Origin of the sequence: Bradyrhizobium valentinum, assembly GCF_001440405.1 — a bacterium.
GTDB classification, from domain to species: Bacteria; Pseudomonadota; Alphaproteobacteria; order Rhizobiales; family Xanthobacteraceae; genus Bradyrhizobium; species Bradyrhizobium valentinum.
Window position 1 is genome coordinate 1 of the sequence record NZ_LLXX01000165.1, and the last position, 19,811, is coordinate 19,811.

The 19,811-nt window shown below is 62.2% G+C and carries 19 protein-coding genes, 1 tRNA gene and 1 pseudogene; 14 read left to right on the forward strand and 7 right to left on the reverse strand.

What is annotated here, in order from left to right; all coding sequences use genetic code 11:
• Positions 1-283: 283 nt before the first annotated feature.
• From CP49_RS29350 to CP49_RS45330, 3 genes are all read left to right on the forward strand, one after another.
• Positions 284-2,962 carry a glycosyltransferase gene (locus tag CP49_RS29350; RefSeq protein ID WP_057853627.1) on the forward strand — a complete coding sequence of 893 codons (2,679 nt, stop codon included), beginning with the start codon at positions 284-286 and terminating at the stop codon, positions 2,960-2,962.
• Between the two features lie 147 nt (positions 2,963-3,109).
• A tRNA-Lys gene (locus CP49_RS29355) sits at positions 3,110-3,185 on the forward strand.
• Positions 3,185-3,523 carry a hypothetical protein gene (locus CP49_RS45330; protein ID WP_156438729.1) on the forward strand — a complete coding sequence of 113 codons (339 nt, stop codon included), beginning with the start codon at positions 3,185-3,187 and terminating at the stop codon, positions 3,521-3,523. Before CP49_RS29355 ends, CP49_RS45330 begins: the two co-directional genes overlap by 1 nt.
• A gap of 20 nt (positions 3,524-3,543) precedes the next feature.
• Here CP49_RS45330 and CP49_RS45335 read toward each other — a convergent pair whose 3' ends face one another.
• Both CP49_RS45335 and CP49_RS29370 read right to left on the reverse strand, forming a co-directional pair.
• Positions 3,544-3,936 (reverse strand): hypothetical protein, encoded by a 393-nt coding sequence (locus CP49_RS45335; protein ID WP_156438730.1) that lies wholly within the window; start codon positions 3,934-3,936, stop codon positions 3,544-3,546.
• 1,062 nt (positions 3,937-4,998) lie between these two features.
• Positions 4,999-5,778: a DUF1236 domain-containing protein gene (locus CP49_RS29370; protein ID WP_057853629.1), complete on the reverse strand. Its 780-nt coding sequence runs from the start codon at positions 5,776-5,778 to the stop codon at positions 4,999-5,001.
• Positions 5,779-6,571: 793 nt separating this feature from the next.
• Here CP49_RS29370 and CP49_RS29375 point away from each other — a divergent pair.
• Genes CP49_RS29375 through CP49_RS29385 form a run of 3 tightly spaced genes read left to right on the forward strand, consistent with a single transcriptional unit; the run spans position 6,572 to position 8,306 of the window.
• Entirely contained in the window at positions 6,572-7,213 is a 642-nt protein-coding gene (locus tag CP49_RS29375; protein ID WP_245310929.1) for a class I SAM-dependent methyltransferase, read from the forward strand.
• Complete coding sequence (locus tag CP49_RS29380) at positions 7,210-7,899, forward strand: glycosyltransferase family 2 protein (RefSeq protein ID WP_057853631.1); 690 nt, start codon at positions 7,210-7,212, stop codon at positions 7,897-7,899. Before CP49_RS29375 ends, CP49_RS29380 begins: the two co-directional genes overlap by 4 nt.
• Positions 7,896-8,306 carry a DUF2304 domain-containing protein gene (locus tag CP49_RS29385; RefSeq protein WP_057853632.1) on the forward strand — a complete coding sequence of 137 codons (411 nt, stop codon included), beginning with the start codon at positions 7,896-7,898 and terminating at the stop codon, positions 8,304-8,306. Before CP49_RS29380 ends, CP49_RS29385 begins: the two co-directional genes overlap by 4 nt.
• A 32-nt stretch (positions 8,307-8,338) precedes the next feature.
• Here CP49_RS29385 and CP49_RS29390 read toward each other — a convergent pair whose 3' ends face one another.
• Positions 8,339-10,036 carry a hypothetical protein gene (locus tag CP49_RS29390; protein ID WP_057853633.1) on the reverse strand — a complete coding sequence of 566 codons (1,698 nt, stop codon included), beginning with the start codon at positions 10,034-10,036 and terminating at the stop codon, positions 8,339-8,341.
• A 325-nt stretch (positions 10,037-10,361) separates the two neighbouring features.
• On the opposite strand from CP49_RS29390, the pseudogene galE reads away from it, so the two are divergent.
• Positions 10,362-11,372 (forward strand): annotated as a pseudogene (gene galE / locus CP49_RS29395) (UDP-glucose 4-epimerase GalE); the annotation flags it as partial.
• A 638-nt stretch (positions 11,373-12,010) separates the two neighbouring features.
• The gene (locus tag CP49_RS48750) at positions 12,011-12,145 is read left to right on the forward strand and encodes a hypothetical protein (protein ID WP_276326860.1); all 135 of its coding nucleotides are present in this window, start codon (positions 12,011-12,013) and stop codon (positions 12,143-12,145) included.
• Positions 12,146-13,368: 1,223 nt separating this feature from the next.
• Here CP49_RS48750 and CP49_RS29400 read toward each other — a convergent pair.
• Positions 13,369-13,767 (reverse strand): hypothetical protein, encoded by a 399-nt coding sequence (locus CP49_RS29400; RefSeq protein WP_057853634.1) that lies wholly within the window; start codon positions 13,765-13,767, stop codon positions 13,369-13,371.
• 178 nt (positions 13,768-13,945) lie between these two features.
• On the opposite strand from CP49_RS29400, the gene CP49_RS29405 reads away from it, so the two are divergent.
• A complete protein-coding gene (locus CP49_RS29405) occupies positions 13,946-14,176 on the forward strand; it encodes a hypothetical protein (RefSeq protein WP_156438731.1) in 231 nt (76 codons plus the stop codon).
• A 10-nt stretch (positions 14,177-14,186) separates the two neighbouring features.
• On the opposite strand, the gene CP49_RS29410 is transcribed toward CP49_RS29405, so the two are convergent.
• Positions 14,187-14,582: a DUF5413 family protein gene (locus CP49_RS29410; protein WP_057853636.1), complete on the reverse strand. Its 396-nt coding sequence runs from the start codon at positions 14,580-14,582 to the stop codon at positions 14,187-14,189.
• A 229-nt stretch (positions 14,583-14,811) separates the two neighbouring features.
• On the opposite strand from CP49_RS29410, the gene CP49_RS29415 reads away from it, so the two are divergent.
• From CP49_RS29415 to CP49_RS29420, 3 genes are all read left to right on the forward strand, one after another.
• On the forward strand, positions 14,812-15,411 hold the full coding sequence (locus tag CP49_RS29415) for a formyltransferase family protein (RefSeq protein ID WP_057853637.1): 600 nt from the start codon (positions 14,812-14,814) through the stop codon (positions 15,409-15,411).
• A 193-nt stretch (positions 15,412-15,604) separates the two neighbouring features.
• Positions 15,605-15,961: a hypothetical protein gene (locus CP49_RS43545; protein WP_082646305.1), complete on the forward strand. Its 357-nt coding sequence runs from the start codon at positions 15,605-15,607 to the stop codon at positions 15,959-15,961.
• Positions 15,906-16,460 carry a hypothetical protein gene (locus CP49_RS29420; RefSeq protein ID WP_057853638.1) on the forward strand — a complete coding sequence of 185 codons (555 nt, stop codon included), beginning with the start codon at positions 15,906-15,908 and terminating at the stop codon, positions 16,458-16,460. Before CP49_RS43545 ends, CP49_RS29420 begins: the two co-directional genes overlap by 56 nt.
• A gap of 126 nt (positions 16,461-16,586) precedes the next feature.
• Here CP49_RS29420 and CP49_RS29425 read toward each other — a convergent pair whose 3' ends face one another.
• Positions 16,587-16,787, reverse strand: a complete 201-nt coding sequence (locus CP49_RS29425) for a hypothetical protein (protein WP_057853639.1) — start codon at positions 16,785-16,787, stop codon at positions 16,587-16,589.
• Positions 16,788-16,872: 85 nt separating this feature from the next.
• Entirely contained in the window at positions 16,873-17,271 is a 399-nt protein-coding gene (locus tag CP49_RS29430) for a RidA family protein (RefSeq protein ID WP_057853666.1), read from the reverse strand.
• Positions 17,272-17,520: 249 nt separating this feature from the next.
• Here CP49_RS29430 and CP49_RS29435 point away from each other — a divergent pair, with 249 nt between their 5' ends.
• Positions 17,521-18,396 (forward strand): DMT family transporter, encoded by an 876-nt coding sequence (locus tag CP49_RS29435; RefSeq protein ID WP_057853640.1) that lies wholly within the window; start codon positions 17,521-17,523, stop codon positions 18,394-18,396.
• A 176-nt stretch (positions 18,397-18,572) separates the two neighbouring features.
• A partial coding sequence (locus CP49_RS29440) for a caspase family protein (protein WP_063791799.1) occupies positions 18,573-19,811 on the forward strand: 1,239 nt, incomplete at its 3' end.

Genomic DNA, 19,811 nt, shown 5'->3' on the forward strand with positions numbered 1-19,811 from the left:
CGACGCCTGCGCCGGCCGCTTCGCCCTCGCCGGCCCCCGGCGCCGCGCCTGCCCCGCCCGCGAAATAGACGCCCCTTATTCAGGATACGTTCAGCGGAACGATCGTACCTATCCAGCGTTTGGATTGGTCGCGCCCTTAAAGCGCTGTCCTTAAAAAAGTCACGGCGTCATACCAGTTGTGAAATCGCAGGGCAGGACTATCCTAATAATGCCGCCGTGTCGGTCGAACCTAGGGGACAGGTTCGCTTTCCATAAATTGCAGCCCCGTATGGTTTAGCTCCCGATGCGTGCCGTCGTTGCCGTTCTGCTGTTTGTGACCGCAGCTCACGCCGGGCTGTGGGGCCTGTTTCAGGACAAGCAGGCGGCCCCTGATTTCAGGGGCATTCTGCCAAGCGTCTCCTATGCGCCGTTCGAGGGCGCTGCGCATCCCGACGTCGACAATATTCCGCAGGTCGAGAAAATCCGCGCCGACCTGAAGAAACTGTCGACGATCACGCGCGCGATCCGTCTCTACTCCTCGACCGGTGGTGTCGAACTGGTCCCGCCAATCGCCGCCGAGTTCGGCCTGAAGGTCACCGTCGGCGCCTGGATCGACAAGAATGCCGATCGCAACAAGCGCGAGATCGAGGCGGCGATCAACCTTGCCAAGCGCAACAGCAACGTCAACGGCATCGTCGTCGGCAACGAAACGATTTTCCGCGGCGAGCAGAAGATCGACGACCTGATCGAGCTGATCAAGCAGGTCAAGAAGTCCGTCAACGTCCCGGTGACGACAGGCGAAATCTGGAACATCTGGCGCGACAATCCGGAGCTCGCATCCTCCGTCGATTTCATCGCCGCGCACGTGCTGCCCTATTGGGAAAACTTCACCTCAAAGCAGGCCGTCGATCAGGCGGTGGCGATGTTCCAACTGCTGCGCGACCAGTTTCCCGGCAAGCGGATCGTGATTGCCGAGTTCGGCTGGCCGAGCGCCGGGTATAATTTGAGGAACGCCGACCCCGGCCCCTTCGAACAGGCCTCGGTGTTGCGCAATTTCGTCACCCGCGCCGAAGCGATCGGCATCGACTACAACATTGTCGAGGCGATCGATCAGCCCTGGAAATTCTTCGAAGGCGGCGTCGGACCCTATTGGGGCATTCTCGACGCTTCCCGCGAACCGAAGTTCGCGTGGACCGGCCCGATCGTGAACGAGAACTACTGGAAGCTGGCTGCGATCGCGCTTCTGGTCGGCATCCTGATGTCGCTGCCGATCCTGAGGATCGAGAGCCCGACGATCGTGCAGGCGCTGGTGCTTTCGGCCGCCGCGAACGGCGTCGGCGCCTGGGCTTCCACCGTGTTCGCCTACTGGGCCGGGCATTATTTCGTGTTTGGTTCGGCTTTTGCGCTGACGCTCGGCCTGATCCTTCTGGTTCCGCTGGTTTTGATCGCGATGGCGCGGATCGACGAAATCGCGGCGGTCGCCTTCGGCCGCGGCCCGCGCCGGCTGATCACCAAGAGCGCACCCTTGGCGCCCGCCACCATCGGCGAGAACGTCGTCTTCCCGAAGGTCTCGATCCACATTCCCGCCTATTTCGAGCCGGTCGAGATGCTGAAGCAGACACTCGATGCGGTATCGCGGCTCGACTACCCGAACTTCGAATGCGTCTGCATCATCAACAACACGCCCGATCCGGAATTCTGGCGGCCGATCCAGGACCACTGCCGTGCGCTTGGTGAGCGCTTCAAGTTCATCAACGCCGAGAAGGTGCAGGGCTTCAAGGCCGGCGCGCTGCGCATTGCCATGGAGCGCACTGCGGCGGACGCCGAAATTATCGGTATCATCGATGCGGACTATGTCGTGCATCCGGACTGGCTGAAGGATCTGGTGCCGGTGTTCGCCGATCCACGCGTTGGCCTCGTGCAGGCGCCGCAGGAGCATCGCGACGGCGACCGTTCGCTGATGCACTACATCATGAACGGCGAATATGCCGGGTTCTTCGACATCGGCATGGTCCAGCGCAATGAGTTCAACTCAATCATCGTGCACGGCACGATGTGCCTGATCCGCCGTTCCGCGATGGACATGGCCGGCGGCTGGTCCAGCGACACCATCTGCGAGGACACCGATCTCGGCCTGACCATCCAGCAGCAGGGCTGGCTGACGCACTATACCAATGTCCGCTATGGCGAGGGCCTCCTGCCCGACACCTATGAAGCGTTCAAGAAGCAGCGCCACCGCTGGGCCTATGGCGGCTTCCAGATTGTCAAGAAACACTGGCGGCGCTTCATGCCCGGCGCGAGCCGGCTGACACCGGACCAGCGCCGCGAATTCTCGCTCGGCTGGCTGAACTGGCTCGGCGCCGAGAGCCTCGGCGTAGTGGTCGCGATTCTCAATCTGATCTGGGTGCCGATCGTCGCCTTCGCCGACATCGCCATCCCCGATAAAATCCTGACACTGCCGATCATCGCCTCCTTCGTCGTCTCGCTGGTGCACTTCGTGGCGCTGTATCGCTTGCGCGTGCATGTGAAGGCCGGCCAGATGTTGGGCGCCATGATCGCGGCGATGAGCGTGCAATGGACGGTGTCGCGCGCCGTGGCCCAGGGCCTGATCACCGAGCATCTCGCCTTCGCCCGGACCTCCAAGGGCGGCCTGTCGCGGATGTCGATCGAATTCCAGGCATTCTGGGAAGCCGTGATCGGCGTGCTGCTCCTGATCGGCGCCGGCGTGCTGATCGTGACGAACGGCTACAAGCAGGTGCACGAGATCTACATCTTCGCCGGCGTGCTGGTGCTGCAAAGCCTGCCGTTCCTGGCCGCGGTCTCGATTGCGCTTCTGGAAAACTCCCGCACCAACTCCTTCGCCTTCTGGCGTAACAGCGCGGTGCGGACCGCGGAACTGATCGGGCTGCGCCCGGTCACCCTGCCGGCCGTCAGCAGCCAGTCCCAGCCGGTCGCCTCGGAGATTCGCCGCGAGGTGAATTAACCGCCGTGGATTGATTGCCACCGGGTAGTTGAAGACGCCGAACTAACCTATAGTTATCCCAAGAGAATTGGGGCCAAGCGAACCACGAATTTGCCGCGCCGGCGCTATTGACCCGCAACGGCCCGACCCCTACACAGCGCGGCGAGTGAGCGCGTAGCTCAGGTGGTAGAGCACGTGACTTTTAATCATGGGGTCGAGGGTTCGAGTCCCTCCGCGCTCACCATGAAAATCAATAACTTAGATCATTTTCTCCCTCCGAAATACCTCTCCAAATCCACTGCGGGCGTCAGGCTGCAATTTCAGAAATCGGCCGGGCTTATCCCGAGGACCCTAACACTTCCCATTTGCTGTGCGCGGCTGAAAAGCTGGTGGGCCGCGCCGAATGCGGTCGTGGAGCCGATCCATCCGAAGGCGATGCCGGCGATCCTGACGACGGATGAAGAGTGCGATGTCTGGATGCGCGCCGTGGGACGAGGCGGAGGCGCTGCAACGCCGCTGGCCGACGATGCGCTAAAGATCGTGGCGCGCGGCGCGGACAAAGAGGACAAAGTTGCAGCATGACGCGTCAGCGGGTCGAGCCGCTAACGTGGTTTCCCGCCAATGCCTTTGAAGAGTTCAGGGTTACGAGCAACGTAATCGACCCAGAGCTCCTGCATGATCCGCTGCACGTCCTCGGGGTTAAAGCCACCCCCATGAGGAGGGCTGCTACCGAGTTGGCCCAATCGCACAATTCCGGAATATGGGTCCGAAGGGTCCGGCGTAAATGCCGCATCGGTCGGCTTATGCACGATGCCCTGGGGAGAAATATTGAATTGGTCTCGCCTGACTAAAGTATTCTCCATCGTCGTCTGTAGCTGGAAAAGAGCCTCTACAAACTGGCTCAAAACTGCGCCGTGAAAACCGGGAAAACTAGGAAAAGTTCCAAGCGCATTCGGAACGATCCGAGCTGTGTTGCGGCCCCGATGGTTCGACATGCGCGATCTCGGTCAGGTCGCCCGAGATCGATCATCGAGAATGACGGCCGCCGCGCTGCGGTGAACTACTGTGTGCTGAGAGCGCCCCTATTTCGGCGGCTGCAGCGCCTTCAAGATGCTCGCAATTGCGGGCGACTTTATCGGGTCCGGCCGCTCACAGTTGAGGCACCGAAAGGTGCGCGGAGGCATGCCGCTGGGTTGAAGTTCCAGCGCCATAGAATGGTGGCAAATCGGGCAAATGGGCCCGCCTTTCGAATTGGACATACGCTTCCCCCGCCCAAGGCGCTTACCTCTGAATGCTAGGGCGGTTCCCGATTCCCCGTCTGTCCGACGTCCGACAGACTCCGGGGTTGAAACAGATTTAACTGTCGGGCGTGCTGGGTCGGAATGCGGAGCAGCCTACCCGGTAGCGCCAAGGACGGCCCCAGCGGTCGAGACCTCCACGCCCCCAGGCTGGGGCCGTTCTTGGTAACTCGCAGCCAGCCGCCAACGGAGGCGGCCTTACTCCTTCTGATTGGCGAACAAGTTTTCCAATGACTGAGGGGGTTGCAGTCCCGGCGATGTCAGCCACTTGTTGATGTGCGATGCCGTCTCGGCCTGCCGGGCTCACCGCAAGAACTGTTCTCGGGCCATGCTGCCAGGGGGATGCTGTTCGGCCGCGTCTCTGGATTTCTGTGCTTCTTTCGCTAGCCGCTCTTCAAAAGTCGCCATCTGCTTGCTCCGTTGTCGCGTCCTCATGGCACGGTTCTCCGAACAAGTTCTGGGCCTATAAATTGCGACGTATCCGCTCAGTTTCGTCTATCTGTCCGGTGGCCGACACGCCAACGATCAAAAACGAAACAGTCTGGGAAACAGTCTGGGGTGCCGTCCAAATTAGGGCACCCGCAAATTCAAGCCAGGACGGAAACCATTTGCTGAATGCCAAGTTTTCCCGGTATCTCCCCCTAGGTTTGCTAGACCTGTCATGTTGAGGACCAGCGTTGAGGGCTGCGCGACGGCTACAAGCGATACAGGCGAGGCGGGCATTTCTGCCCGCCCTGATATTTTGCGAAAAGCCCGCTGTTAAGCTTCCAGAACTGCCACGATCTCGTAGGTGTTCGGATCGACGATCACGATCTGCTCCTTGACGAGGATGTACTTGTACCTGCGCCACTCCGGATAGATCGTCACCACTCGCTCCGGCAGCGTGTGGAAGGTGACGTCGCGCGGTACCTTAGTGCCGACCGAAATCGAGAAGTTCACGTTCGTCACCGGCTGAACGCGGGTCTCCTTGATCGCGCTGGTGATCTGGGTGCGTTGCTCGGTCGAGAGCTTCCCGGCGGCACCAGCCTGGCCCGTCGTCGTGCTCTCGCCCGCTGCTCCGCCCTGCGTTTGAGTCTGCATGCGGTCTTCCTTGCCCTGGGCCTTCTGGTCCTTCTGCGGCACGGTCTGGTCGCGATCCTTGGTCGTGGTCTGATCGCGCTGCTGGGTAGTGCCTTGCTCGCGCTGCATCGTGCCCTGGCCCGTCGTCTGACCCTTCTGGTCGGCCTTCGTGCCGGGGCGGTCCTCCTTGCCCTCGGCCTTCATGCCCTTGTCGCCGTTCATTTTGTCTTCGGCGCGCTGTTTCTTTTCACCGCCCGTCGACTTCTCGGACTCCGCACCCTTCATACCTGTCGTGCCGCCGTTATCGCGTTGCATCGCGCCGCCCGGCGAACCACCACCGCGATCGGAAGGCGCGCTCTGCTGCTTCGTGGTACCTGGCGACTCTGCGTCGCGGCCCGTTCCGGTACCCTGCGCATTTGCAAAACCGGTTCCGGCGATCACGGCGGCGGCAGCGACCGAAATCAAAAAGCGATTAGTCATTGGCGTCTCCTCACATATCTGCATCGCCCACGCCGACAACGAAAACGAATTGCCGGATGTTCCCGATCCCTTGCGGTTCCGCGCTGACTTTGTTTCGTGAATGCGGGATGAACTCGCGCGCCGCAGAAATCGCAACCATAGCAAGCGGCTAATCTCTATTTGTACGGAAGATGCTGAAGGCGTACCGCCTCACCGTGCAAATGCCAGCATGCGTCATGGTCGTCGAGATCGGCCGCGTCGAGCCGCACACTAGACGGTCTGACTTCCGAGTGTGCCGAGTGCGCGCGAGCGTTTGCTGATCAAGTTGTCCAAATACGCATCGATCTCGCTTTCGACCCATGCCACGCTTTTCGCAGAGGCTGACGCGCCTCGGAAATTTTCCTGCAGTCTCAAGCCGGTCGAAATAAGACTCTGGCCGGGTCGCGGTTGGACTTCGAAAAGGGTCAATATTCGAGGCCCAGACACAGCAAAGCAACCTGCGACCCCGTGGCCGTTCGCCAAGCGGAACAGTTCGGCATCGGAGGCGTTTTTTCGCACTGAAGAAGCTCCCGTGGGGACGCATGTGCTGACGCGAAACGACCGAACTGCGTTTACGCTCAAGTGTCCCGCGTGCGGTCGGGCGACGCCACATCGGTTTCTTTACATCAAGAACGGTTGCGACATCTTTCAATGCCGGGACTGTGGACTGGGACGCACCGAGGCATCGAGCTTCGATCCCCTCGCTTATTATGACGATGGCTACTTTTCCGGCCGTCAGTCCGATGGCTACGCCGACTATCGCGGCGCCGAACCCGTGCTACGGCGCGAGTTCGCCCGCACAGTCGAGTTCATCCAACACCGCAAGCCGCATGGCTGCCTGCTCGAGATCGGTTGCGCCTACGGCTTCTTTCTCGATGAAGCCCGCCGCGCGGGATTTGAGGTGAGCGGCATCGAGCCGGCGGAGTCGGCAGCTGCCCATGCCGGCGATCTCGGCTTGAACGTCATCTGCGGCCTGCTGAGCGAAGCGACTCTCAAGTCGCTTGGCGCCCTGGATGTTATTGTCCTCCTCGACGTCATCGAGCATCTGCCCGACCCGCAGGAAGCCCTCGCGCTGCTCGCGAACCATCTCCGGCCGGACGGAATCATCGTGCTGACGACCGGAGACTTCGGTTCCTTGGCGGCGCGGTCGACCGGCGTGCACTGGCGCCTGATGACGCCCCCGCAGCACCTGTGGTTCTTCAATCGCGCCAGCATCGCGTCTCTGGCCCAATCGGTCGGCTGTCGCGTCGAGAGTGCCGATCATCCCTGGAAATTCGTGCCGTTCTCGCTGATCGCCTTCCAGGTCGGTCGCATGCTCGGCCACAAGATCGCGGCCAGCCCGACCGGCAACCGGTTCGCCATTCCGGTAAACCTGTTTGACGCGATGCGCGTGGTCTTGAGCAAGGCGCCGCCATGACCGGCCGGATTCGCAATCCCTGGATCGTTGTCGCGGCGTACAATGAAGCGCCGGTGGTCGGCAGCGTCGTGTCCGGCATTCGCCGCGCCGGATACGCGGTCGTGGTGGTCGATGACGGCTCCAGTGACCGGACCGGCGACGTTGCGTTGCTCGCAGGCGCGGTCGTCGTCCGGCATCCGGTCAACCTCGGACAGGGCGCCGCGCTGCAGACCGGCATCGACTATGCCCTTGAGCGGCGTGCGGATGCGCTCGTCACGTTCGACGCCGACGGCCAGCATTCCCCCGTGGCCATCGCGGCACTGCTCGCGGCGATCGAGCAGCCCGGAATCGATTTCGCGCTCGGCAGCCGCTTTCTCACTGGCGCGACGACAAATCTGCCGGCGTCGCGCCGCATCCTGCTCAGCGCCGCGATTTGGTTCACGCGCGCCAGCACCGGACTGCCGGTCACCGATACCCACAATGGCCTACGGGCGATGTCCGCGCGCGGCGCCCGCGCGATCTCCTTGCGACAGAACCGAATGGCGCACGCGTCCGAGATCCTGCACCAGATCGCGCAGAGCCGCCTGCGCTTTGTCGAGGTGCCGGTGAACATCGAGTACAGCGCCTATTCGCTGGGCAAGGGTCAACGCATCACCGATGCGCTGGCCATCCTGATCGATCTGTTTGCGCGGAGGCTCTACCGATGATCGCGCAGCTATTGCTGACGGCCATTCTGGCGTTGGTCCTGGTCTACGCCTGGTCGGCGCATCGGACGGTGCCGATCATCGGCCTGCTCGCGAGCGGCGCTGCGCTCGCCGGCCTCTACTTCGTCTGGGTGCCGGAGCATGCCACCGCCCTTGCGGCCTTCGTGGGAATCGGCCGCGGCTCCGACCTCATCCTCTACACCTGGGTCGTGATCAGCCTGCTCATCATGCTCAACTTGCATCTCAAGTTGCGGCTCCAGCTCGATATGATCACGCGGCTGGCGCGCGCCGTCGCGATCGATCGCGCCAAGGAGAGCCGGCGTGAGGCGGACCCGCCGCGAAAACGTCGCCCGGTCATGTTGGGCCGAAAGGCCGAGGCGCCCCCGATCGAATTGCAGGCGAAGAAGTAGATGCCATTGCCAAGTCGCGCCGGGATTTGGCGTCAGTCGCCGAGCTCGCGACGATTGGCATAGACCTGGGCGAACGGGCGGCCAAATCGTATGACCTCATCAACCAGTACGGCCGACGTGCCGTTGGCACAGGGCCAGCGCTCGGTGGCGATCAGGTAGTCGGCCTTCTGCAGATCGGTTTCGGCAATCCAGTTGCGACGGAACATCACGCCGGCCAGTTGCTCGCGCCAGCCCAGGCAGACCAGCACGCGCGGCGGATCGCCCGCGAACCGGCCTTCGGCGTCAATTCGACCCTCGAGGCGGCGCAGCGCCTCGGGCGCCGCCATGCCCCAATAGTCGAGATCGAATCGGCCGTAAGCGCCGGCGACGCCGCCTGCCAGACTGTTCATCGCGATATATTCGAGCGGATGCAGGATGACGAGCGTCACCACGATGACGGCCGCGTGCGCGACCCCGAGGGCCGCTGATACAATCGGGAGGCGTCGCAAGAACGGCAAGAGGCTCATCAGCCCGCGCGCGGCCACGATGGCGAGCATTGGGATCACGAACAATACGTGGCGGACACCGTCATAGAGCGTCGAGCCCTGCAGGATGAGCACCCCGATGGGCCCGAACGCCGCCACACTGACGACCAGCACCGCGCGCGATCGTGCGAGCTCGGCCGCGACCGGTCGCAGTCCCACGATGCCGGACCGACGCAGGGCGCCGAGGGCGGCGCGCGTCCACGACCCCGCAGCACCGATCCAGACCGCCATGCCGAGCAACAGCAACGCCAAAAAGCCCTCGGGCAAACGCGCCGCGAGCTGTCCAGGGATGTACCAGGCGGGCAATTTATCGGTGAACGTGCGCCGGCCCCAGTTCTGGAATTCGAACGAGGTGTCGAGCGGAGCAAAGTGCCGATAGGCCTCGAGGAATTGTGTGAGCGGATGTCCAATCTGCAACCACGGCCAGAGCGCGATCGCCGTCAGCCAGGCGACGAGAATGACGAGCAACGTATGCAGGGCGATCTGGCGCACTTGGCCATAACCCGCGCGGCCATGGCGCAGCAGCGCCTCGAGCGCGCACAGGCTCATGCCACCGACGAGGTAGGCGTGCGTGATCACCCCGCCGGTGCGCGTCCCAATGGCGAGGCCAGTGGCAAGGCCCGTCGCCAGGGTCAGAGGCCAGCTCGGCACATCCTGCCGCACCATCAGGACGATCAAGAGCGTCGACCAGCTCATGGCGAACAGGAACGGCACGTCGATGGGGGCAAAGAACAGGTTGCCGTACAGGTAGCCGGTCAGCAGGCACAGGGTTAGCGCCGTCAACCCAGCCCAGTACCCGACCGTGAGCCGTGCCATCGGCACGACGGCGGCGAGCCCAGCGAGGCCGAACAGGAAGGTCATGACGTGCCGGACCGTGATCGAGCTCGCGAGCTCAAGCTGCTGCACGGCCGCGACGAGCATCTGAAACCACGGTCCATACATCCACAGATACTCTTCGACCGTCTCGAACTGAGATCGGTCCGCAAAGGCGCTCGTGTACCAGGCAAGCGCCTTGGGGCCGTAATCGTCGGTGTTGAATTCGTCGGTCGACAGCCCGTAATCCGCGGCGGTCGCAAGCCCGATGACCAAGGCCACGCTCAGCACAAGGAGCACGAGCAACGTCTCGGCATCGCGAGCAGCAAATGCGAGGCCGAGTTTCGGCCTCGCAAACCCAGAGCCGTCGTCATCCACCTGTTCAAGCGCCATGCATTGTCCTCAACGGTTGCATGACAACGCACTGGTGCCGTCCGGAAATGTGGTGGGAATTCGCGCGGCGGGATCGCCACATCGCTACTACCACCAACGCGATCGAGCGGCAGCACGAGGAGTTTCACGCGGCGGATCGAGACTCAGACGGATCTGCCATCCATCGGCCGACACCACCGCCTGCATCACATCAGGCGACATCCAGCTAAATCGCTTAATCGAGAACGAACCCCCAGCGCACCTCAAGTGTTGTTCATGGGCTTTCATAACCCGGCTGAAGGGAACTTTGTTCCGCGTTTCGGGTCTCCTAACTAAGGCGATAGCAATGGCGATCCTTATCACCGGAGGTGCCGGGTACATTGGGAGCCACATGGTGCACGAACTCGCTGATCGTGGCGAACTGCCCATCGTGATCGATGATTTTTCGTCCGGCTTCGAATGGGCCGTACCATCCGGCGTTTCGGTTTTCGTTGAGGACATCGGGGATCAGCGGCGAGTTGCGCACCTGATCGCGAAGTATGGGATTTCGGAGATCATTCATTTTGCGGGTTCTGTCGTCGTGCCGGAGTCGGTTGCCGAACCGCTTCGATATTATCGCAACAACACCGCAAATACCCGAAGCCTGCTCGAGATCGCAATCAGGAGTGGAGTGCGGCGTTTCATTCTGTCGTCGACCGCTGCGGTGTACGGGAATCCGCCGGCAAATCCTGTCACGGAAGAGACCCCCATTGCGCCTGTATCACCTTACGGCTCATCCAAATTCATGGCCGAAACAATGCTGCGTGATGCTGCACGCGCCCATGGCCTGCGCTATGTCATCTTGAGGTATTTCAACGTAGCAGGCGCCGATCCTGCTCTGCGCACTGGACAGGCAACGCGAGGGGCAACGCATCTTATCAAGGTTGCAGCGGAAACCGCCGTGGGTCTGCGAGAGAAGATGCAGGTTTTCGGCATCGATTACCCCACGCCTGACGGGACCTGCGTTCGCGACTATATCCACGTGAGCGACCTCGTGAACGCCCATTATCACGCGCTTTCATACCTGCGCGGTGGTGGAGAGTCCCTGACGCTAAACTGCGGCTACGGCCGCGGCTATTCGGTCTTGCAGGTGATCGAGGCCATGCGGCACGAATCCGGAAACGACTTTCCCGTCGAACTTGCCGCCCGCCGGCCTGGCGATCCGGCGGAGATCGTGGCGTCAGCCGAACGGATGCGCAATCTGCTAGGCTGGCGGCCTCAATGGGATGATCTTTCCCTGATCGTCCGCCATGCGCTCGCTTGGGAACGCAAACTATTGGCACAAGGTAACGCGACGCAGCGCTTAGCAACTACGGCTCTGCCTCACCCCGACAGCGGAAATCCGCCACCCAGGACCGTTTGGGTCAGCAGGCCTCGGTCGAGCCGCGCACTCCGCGCCTCGCAGGACGCCTCGGGGACGAGCAAACAGGCGTGACAGGCGGGCGGCGCCCTGCAGCGGACGCGATAAGCAAGAGGCCCGGCGCACGACGTTGCCGGACGACATACGTCGGGCCTCACCAAACCGCGGATTTCCCCTGGAATGGTTTATTCAAGCTGGGTGTGATTCTTGGCAGAATTGCGCGTCATGCAGAAACCCGCCGGGTTGAGATCGGCGGGTTTCGTACTCTCGCGGGGGCTTGGGCGGGTTTCCGCGATTGAACCATGCGTAGCAATCCGAGATTAACGATTTATAAAGATCGCATCAGATGCCGGCCAAGTCTGTGGCCACCGCGGCGCCAATCCCGAGCGCTGTTTGAGCCTGCGCATAACTCAACGAAAAGCCCGGCAACCGGCCGGGCGATCGCAATATCCGTTGGGTGATAAAACGCGTTCATTAAAATAGGAACGCATTAAGTTTCGGTGACGCATCGGCTCCGAGGAGCCAGGCGCGCTACCTGCGCGGATGTAAGGCGATTGATCCAAATCAAAGGTTGAGGCAAGGTGGCGGGCAATCAAATGACGCTGATCCCGGAGAGGATCATGCGGAAGGTGCCAATCAACTGGGAAATTGTGTTCTGGCTTCTATGCGGAGCCGGCCTGGTGTTGGCTTTCTGGCATTACGGCACCATGGTCAGCGGCTACACAGATTGAGGCGAGCCACGCGCAATCTGATCGAGTCCCCGAGCGTCAAGGGGTTAGGAACGCTTACGATCAATCGCCGTTAAAGTCGCAAAGAAACAAATGAGACTGCGATGACGAGATCAACGATCTTACTCGGCGCTGTAGCCTTGTTATTCCTATCAGCACCTGCCGGCCCGGCGTCGGCGCAGCACGTAATTCCTAATCCCGGCCGGTGCGCCCAGTTCTATCCGAACGCAAATTGCCAGAACTACGGGCCCGGAAACCCCTACACGAGCTATGGTTGGCGGCGAGCCGAACAACGTCACTACCGGGGCCATCGTCATCACCGCCGCCATTGGCACTGACGCCAGCCAGCGCGACGAGCCTAAAGCCGAGGCGAGAGCGGTGACCACCTGGTGACCGGCCTCTGCCTGCGGCTGACGGGAAGTCGGCTAGTCGGCGCACAGGCCAATACGCGCTGAACGCCAGCGCCGCGAAGTTCGCCGAAGGTGCAGCCGGACCGAGCCGCTCATCCGGCATGACAACGCCGTTCCGCCCAGGACATCAGCGATGACCCGCGCCTCAGGCACGAGTGACCACCACGTACCGGTGCCTTCCTGGCAACGATCCGCGTTGAACCACAACCACCCTATCCTCTGCGACGGCGCATCCCGAGCAGGTCAAGCCCCCAGAAGGCAATGAGGATCAGGGCGCACGTGCTCACGCCCAGCAACAGTATGATTGCTTCCAGCATGATCGAATCACTCCGCTGGTGTCCCAAAAGCATGCGCGCCGGTCGCGAAATTGTCATCATTCAGTTCCGGTCAAACGCCCGCACGAAACCATTTTTGGGAGCCGACGAAAACGTCCTGAAACAAAGGGCTGCCTAACTGGTTGTTAACAAAACAGGGATGGCCAACATGCAATTCTTCTTCGATCTCATTTGGAACCAGTCACGCGGCAGGTTCCTCGCTGCAATGGGTGAGCGGGAGGCCGGACAATGATCGAACTCTCAGCAACTATCCTCGCCCTGGTCAGCGCCGGCATCTTCATCGCCCATGCGCTGGACGCCTACCGCACCGGCTAGGCTCGCGCGACCAGCGGCGTTCCAACGAAACCTTGCCTGAGAGGGCGAAGGGGCGGTGCCTCAGTGGCATTCGTCAGACGTAGGCGGTCTCTTGTCGGGCCCTGCCAATCGAAGCCGGTCGTTCCCCCCGGATCGGTGGCCCGTGAGCGGGCTTTAATTTTGATCGCTAACACCCGCGGCAGATCCCCGTGAACCTACTCACCTCCGGGCGTCCCCGCGGCCGGACCGGCGGCTTTCGCGGGCGGTGACGCGGGCCGATGATCCGTTGCGAGGCACCTGCATAGGGTGTCGCAACGCGTGCACGCGGCGACGGCGTATCGACCGCGCCGTACGAGGTCGGCGGGGGCGCACGGTTGGGGCTGAGCGGCGGGATTGCCGCGGCATTACCGATGCCGCTGGGATCGGAGAGCGCGCGGGGATTGGCCGGACCGAACGGCACGCCTGATATCGACGAATTGCCGGCGCCGGCCGAGCCCGCTGGCGGCGTCAGTTGTGCGAATGCGCTTGTTGTGGGGGCGATCAGGCCGAGCACCACGAAGAGAACAAGCGCCGGATTGCAGGACATCGAGGTCTCTCCAGGAGGCACTGCATCCAACGATCAGGCTGCGCGCGCGTTCCCTCGCTTCCGGGCGGACTGTTTTTGGCGCTGTCCGTCTCGCGACGGAGTAGGCTTCGGCAAGAGAATCAGGCTTATTCATGGCGCGATCACGTTTTGAGATTCCGGCGGCATGAACCAGCCTGAGATGCTCGATTCCGATATCCGCGCCCTGCAGCAATGGCTGCGCGCTGCCTGGCATCAGCTCGGCGATCCCTCCCTCACCGCCTTCTCCCGCCGCGAGTTGCGCAATCAGATGAAGCAGTGCAGCGCCGACCTGCGCGCCCGGTTGCAAATGGTGGCCGAACAACAGTCCGGGCCAGTCCAGCCACCGATCCCGGCCTATTCCAGGCCGGAGCTGCGAATTTTGTCATGGTGACGGAACAAGATCAGGCGCCGGCCGGCGCTTGCCGCTCCGCCGCCAGCCACGAACACACCGCTGACGGCACGGCGCCGACGAGGCCGAACAGCAGGACATCCGGCCCGTGGGCGGAGCCCATCCAGAACACTACTGCCAGCGGCAGGTAGCAGATCGCATAGCCGAACATCGCGGTAAGCGCGATGCGGTGCGAGGCATTGTGCTTTGCCAGCGCATGGTCAAACCACGCGGCCAGCAGCGCCGGGATCAACCCGACCAGATAGATCGTCGGCAGCATCATGATTTGGGCGACATCGAACGTGGTCGGGCCGCCCGCAAGCCAATTGGCAATCTGCAGCATCACCCAGAACGCGACGACGAAGCCAAGCGGCGGCGCGACGGCGGCAAAGATCAGAAAGCGTGTCATGCTGGCGGTCCCTGGTTGCTCATCTGGCCCGAACCGTAGCGCCGCGTCGTTCGTTGGCGATGTGACGCCACTCACGCTGGCCGGGCCCACCGCCCCCGCCCTTTGCGCCATCAAGGATTAGCCACCCGGCCCGCCCTGTTGATAACCCGCAAGGCCCAGGTCCAGCGTCGAAACAGGCCGCCATGGTGTGCTATCGGCATACCGGCCTGAACAACGACGGACAGAATACATGCGGATCACCCTGGTCGGTTCCCGCCATTTCGGCGTAACGACATTCAACACGCTGCGCCAACACGGGGTCGATATCGTCCGCGTTGTCGTCCACGATGGCGAAGACCGGCTTGCCGCCACCGCGCGGGCCGCCGGGATCGATGTCGTCGTGCAAGCCCATCCGAAACGCGTGGTCGCATCGGAAATCGCGCCCAATACCGACCTGATCGTGACCGCCCATAGCCATGCCCGCGTCACCCGGGAAGCACTGGCTACCGCCAAACTCGGCGGCATCGGCTATCACCCCTCGCTCTTGCCACGGCATCGCGGCCTCGCCGCCGTGGAATGGACCATCAAGGAAGGCGATCCGATCGCGGGCGGCACCATCTACCACCTCGCTGACCGCATGGACGCCGGCGCCATCGCCGCGCAGGAGTGGGTGTTCGTCAGGAAAGGAGAGACCGCGCGCGAGCTTTGGGAGCGCGCGCTGGCCCCGCTCGGCCAGAAACTGCTTACTGACGTCATCTTTCACGCCAAGACCCACAACAACCTCCCAGCCACACCGCAGGAAGAGGAGTTCGCCACCCAAGCGCCAAGCCTTTCCGACGCCAAGCATTGACCCCTACCTAGATACCGCGAAACACGTCCGAATCGGGCGAAAAGGCGAATTTTTTCGTTCCGTGCCCGGAACCAGATTCACCTTGATGTGTTTGAGATTTTGGGAACTTTCCACAGTGCTGCGGCGCACCTAAGTTTGGACACATTGTGACCAGATAAGGCGCGTCATCACACACATTTCGAGGAATTGATCCATGCGTCCCAACCGCATCCGCAACCTGTTGTTTGTTTCGTTTCTTGCCTCGGCCGCGACACTTGTTGCCAACGCTCCGGCCTCCGCCCAGTCGCCCTATGACGGCCTTTGGCAGGTTACTGTTGTCACAAAAACGGGCAGTTGCGATGCGCAGACTACCTCCACCGTAAATGTCACCGGCGGCAAGATTTCGGGCGGTCCGGTTTCCGGCAGCGTCGGCAGCGGGGGACTTGTGCGAGTCTCGATCAACGGTGCATATGCGAACGGTCAACTCAGTGGCAACTCCGGATCGGGGAAATGGAATGGGGCTTCAGCTGGTGTCGCATGCAGCGGTCGATGGGAAGCTTCCCGTCAGTAAGGCAAGCCAGACTTCAGAATTCTTCGCCAAAGCGCGGCGGCTGACATTTGCAGCCGTCGCGTTTTTTTTGGCGGCCGGCGCCGCCTCCACAAGCTACGGCCAATCCAGTGCCTTCGCGGGCATGGCCGGCACCTGGTCCGGTCCGGGTACTGTCACGCTGGACGACGGATCGAGCGAGCGGATCCGCTGCCGCTCCACCTACAAGGTGAACGGGCCCAGCATGGAGATGGCCCTCACCTGCGCCAGCGACGCCTACAGGTTCAACCTGCAAGCGGCGGTCGTTGCTCAAAGCGGCGAGGTTACCGGTACCTGGATCGAGAGCAGCCGCAATATCGGCGGCAGCATCCAGGGCCGCGGCGCCAGCGGCAGCTTCCAGGTGGTCGCCCAGGCAGCGGGCTTTGCCGCCAGCATCGCGCTGAAGACCACCGGCAACAAGCAGCACATCGCCATGAAAGCGGACAGCCAGTTCCGGGCTGCCAATATCTCGCTGTCGAAGTAATACGTCCCAGTCGTCATACCCGCGAAGGCGGGTATCCAGTACGCCGCAGCTTCTCGGTTCAATCGCTGGCGTCTCTAGATACTGGATCGCCCGCTTTCGCGGGCGATGACAGCTTCGGGGCTTGGCTCAACTCGTCTTCGGTTTCGCGAGTTTCGCGGCGGTCTCCTTGATCGTCTTGGCGATCAACAAAGCCTGCTCCTTGTTGAACGCAAAATCCTGCACGCCCCGTTGTGTGGTCAGCGACAGCACCATGATGTCGGGCTGGTGCTCGGGCCAGCCGGTTGCGAAGGCAGTCACGAAATCTGCAGAGGTCGATCGAGTGGTCATTGGCTCACGATATCCTTTTGTCTTTTCCGGCGCGTGCGTCGAAGCGGACAGCGCCTGTCGCTTGCGATGTCTGGTTAGGGCCTTGTCAGGCCTTGGGCACAAAGGCGGTAACTTCGATTTCGACTTTCGCCCGGTAGTCGACCAGCCCTTCGATATAGAGCAGCGTCGATGGCGGGAAATTGCGCCCGAGTGTTTCCTTCCAGGCCGCACCGATGCCTGCACCCGCGGCTTCATATTCGCTGCGGCTGGTCAGGTACCAGGTCAGGCGCACGATGTGCTCAGGGCCGGCCCCGGCTTCCCCAAGCAGCTTGACGATGCGCTTCAGCGCCGTGCCGACCTGAGCGGCCATGTTAGGGGCATAATCGCCCTTCTCGTCGCCGCCGGTCTGGCCGGCCAGCACGATCCATTTGCCGGGGCCGTCGACCTCGACACCGTGCGAGAAGCCGCGGGGTTTCGACCATTCGGCCGGTTGCAAGATACGCATGCGCAGGTTCCTCCTCAAGTCGGTCATTCCGGACGTCGCGCAGCGGCGATCCGGAATCTCGAGATTCCGGGTCTGGTCCTTCGGACCATCCCGGAATGACGCTCAAAGTCCGTCGCTCTTAGCATCGAACCGGCGGCCGCTCCCACAGTGAAATTACGACCCGGCGCATCGCTGCCCCGGCGCATTTGCGCGTTGCAAATCATGGCGCGCTCGCCGATACCGGCCTGCCCCAACCCTCGCTTTTCCCGAATGGACCGCACCCCCTCCATAACCCTGGCCGCGCTGTGGATGGCCGGCTGGCTCACCCTGATGCTGATCATCGCGATCGCCGGGCGCGAGGCGGCGCGCGAGATCAACGTATTCCAGCTCATGGAGATGCGCTCGATCCTCGGCTTCCTGATGCTGTATCCGCTGGTCCGCGCCAAGGGCGGGTTTGGCGCGATGAAGACGACGCGACTGCCGCAGCACGTTGCGCGCAACCTCATTCACTACGGCGCACAGCTCGGCTGGTTCGTGGCGCTGACGCTGATCCCGATCGGCCAGGTGGTAGCCATCGAATTCACCATGCCGATCTGGACTGCAATCCTGGCCGCAACGTTTCTCGGCGAGCGCATGACCTTCTGGAAGATCGCAGCGATCGTGCTCGGGGTAGTCGGCGTCGTCGTGATCGTTCGTCCCGCCACCAGCGAGGTGAATCCTGGGCAGTTGATCGCGCTGGCGGCCGCAGTCGGGTTCGGAGTTTCGGTCGCGATGGTCAAGTCGCTCACCCGGACCGAGCAGACGCTCGCGATCCTGTTCTGGATGCTGGTGGTGCAATCGGCGGCTGGTTTGCTCCCAGCACTCTACGTCTGGACGTGGCCGCCAACCTATCTTTGGGGCTGGGTCGTGGTGATCGCGTTTTGCGGCACGTTCTCCCATTACTGCATGGCGCGCGCGCTGCTGCATGCGGATGCCACCGTGGTGATTCCGATGGATTTTCTGCGGGTGCCCCTGACCGCCGCCGCCGGTTGGCTGATCTACTCGGAACGGCTGGATCTGTTCACCGTGCTCGGTGCCGCGCTGATCCTCACCAGCAATCTGTTGAACCTGAAACCGAATCCGGCGCCTGCGCGCGCCCAAAACTAATTTTATTTGCCGGGCTGTGATCTAGATCACGCTAAGTCGCGTGTCGCAAAGGTAACGGATGGCTCCGGATTTGGTTGTTCGCCCTGCTTTTTTGTGGTGTGAAGCAGGCGATTCTTTGTAATGTCCAGCCAGCGTTACAGCCAAAGCCTTTTTGTCGATTCTGCAGGGGGATTCCTATGCGTTACCCAACCCTCATTTTGTCCGTCATTTGCATGGTCTTTACGGCCGGCGCCGCCAGTGCCGAAAAGCGCGTTGCCTTCGTCGTCGGTAATGGCGCCTACAAGAATGTCGCGCCGCTGCCGAACCCGTCGGTCGACGCGAAGGCGATGGCCGCGACCTTGCGCAATGTCGGATTCGAGGTGGTCGAAGGCTCCAATCTAACACGCGACAAGATGACCGAGCGGCTGCTCGACTTCGGCAAGAAGGCGCAAGGCGCCGACGTCGCGCTGTTCTTCTACGCCGGTCACGGCATTGCCATCTCCGGCACCAACTATCTGTTGCCGATCGATGCCGACATCAAATCCGAAATGGACGTCAAGCTCGGCGCCGCGATCAATATCGACCTCACGCTCGAGCAGACCATGGGCGACGCCAAGGTCAAGCTGGTGTTCCTCGACGCCTGCCGCGACAATCCGTTCGCGGCCAAGATCAAGTCGAACGCGGCGACCCGCAGCGTCAACGTGCAGACCGGCCTGGCCGAAATGAAATCCGGCGAAGGCACGCTGATCGCGTTCGCGACCGGCCCGGGCCAGACTGCGCTCGACGGCCAGGAAGGCAACAACAGTCCGTTTACGCGCGCCCTGCTCGCTAATCTCACCCAGCCCGGCATCGAGATTCAGCAGGCGATGACCAAGGTCCGCGCCCAGGTCAACGAGGAGACCAACAAGGGACAATTGCCCTGGGGTCACACCAACCTGATCGGCACGGTCTATCTGAACGGCGCGCCCGCGCCCGGAGCCGTGGCGGCTGCGGCGCCGGCGGCCGGCGCTTCAAAGGCGTCGGACGTCGAACTGGAGTTCTGGCGCTCGATCAAGGACTCCAACAAGCCGGAAGAGCTCAATGCCTATCTGACCAATTACCCCAACGGTCAGTTCCGATCGCTGGCATTGTCGCGGATTGCGTCGCTTGAGAGCGGCGCCAAGGACGTTAACGCAACCCGCAACCTGAGCACGGGCATTGATCCCGCGACCTTCAAGGATGAAGCGAACCAGACCACCGAAGACCAGATCGGCCTCGACAAGGGCCAGCGCCGCGACGTGCAGCGCCGTCTCAACGGACTCGGTTTCGATACCAAGGTTACCGGCCAATTCGACGCCCCGACCCGCGCCGTAATCACGCGCTGGCAGGCCGCCCGCGGCTATCCCAAGAGCGGCTATCTCAACAGGCTGCAGCACAAGGCGCTGTTGACCGAGATC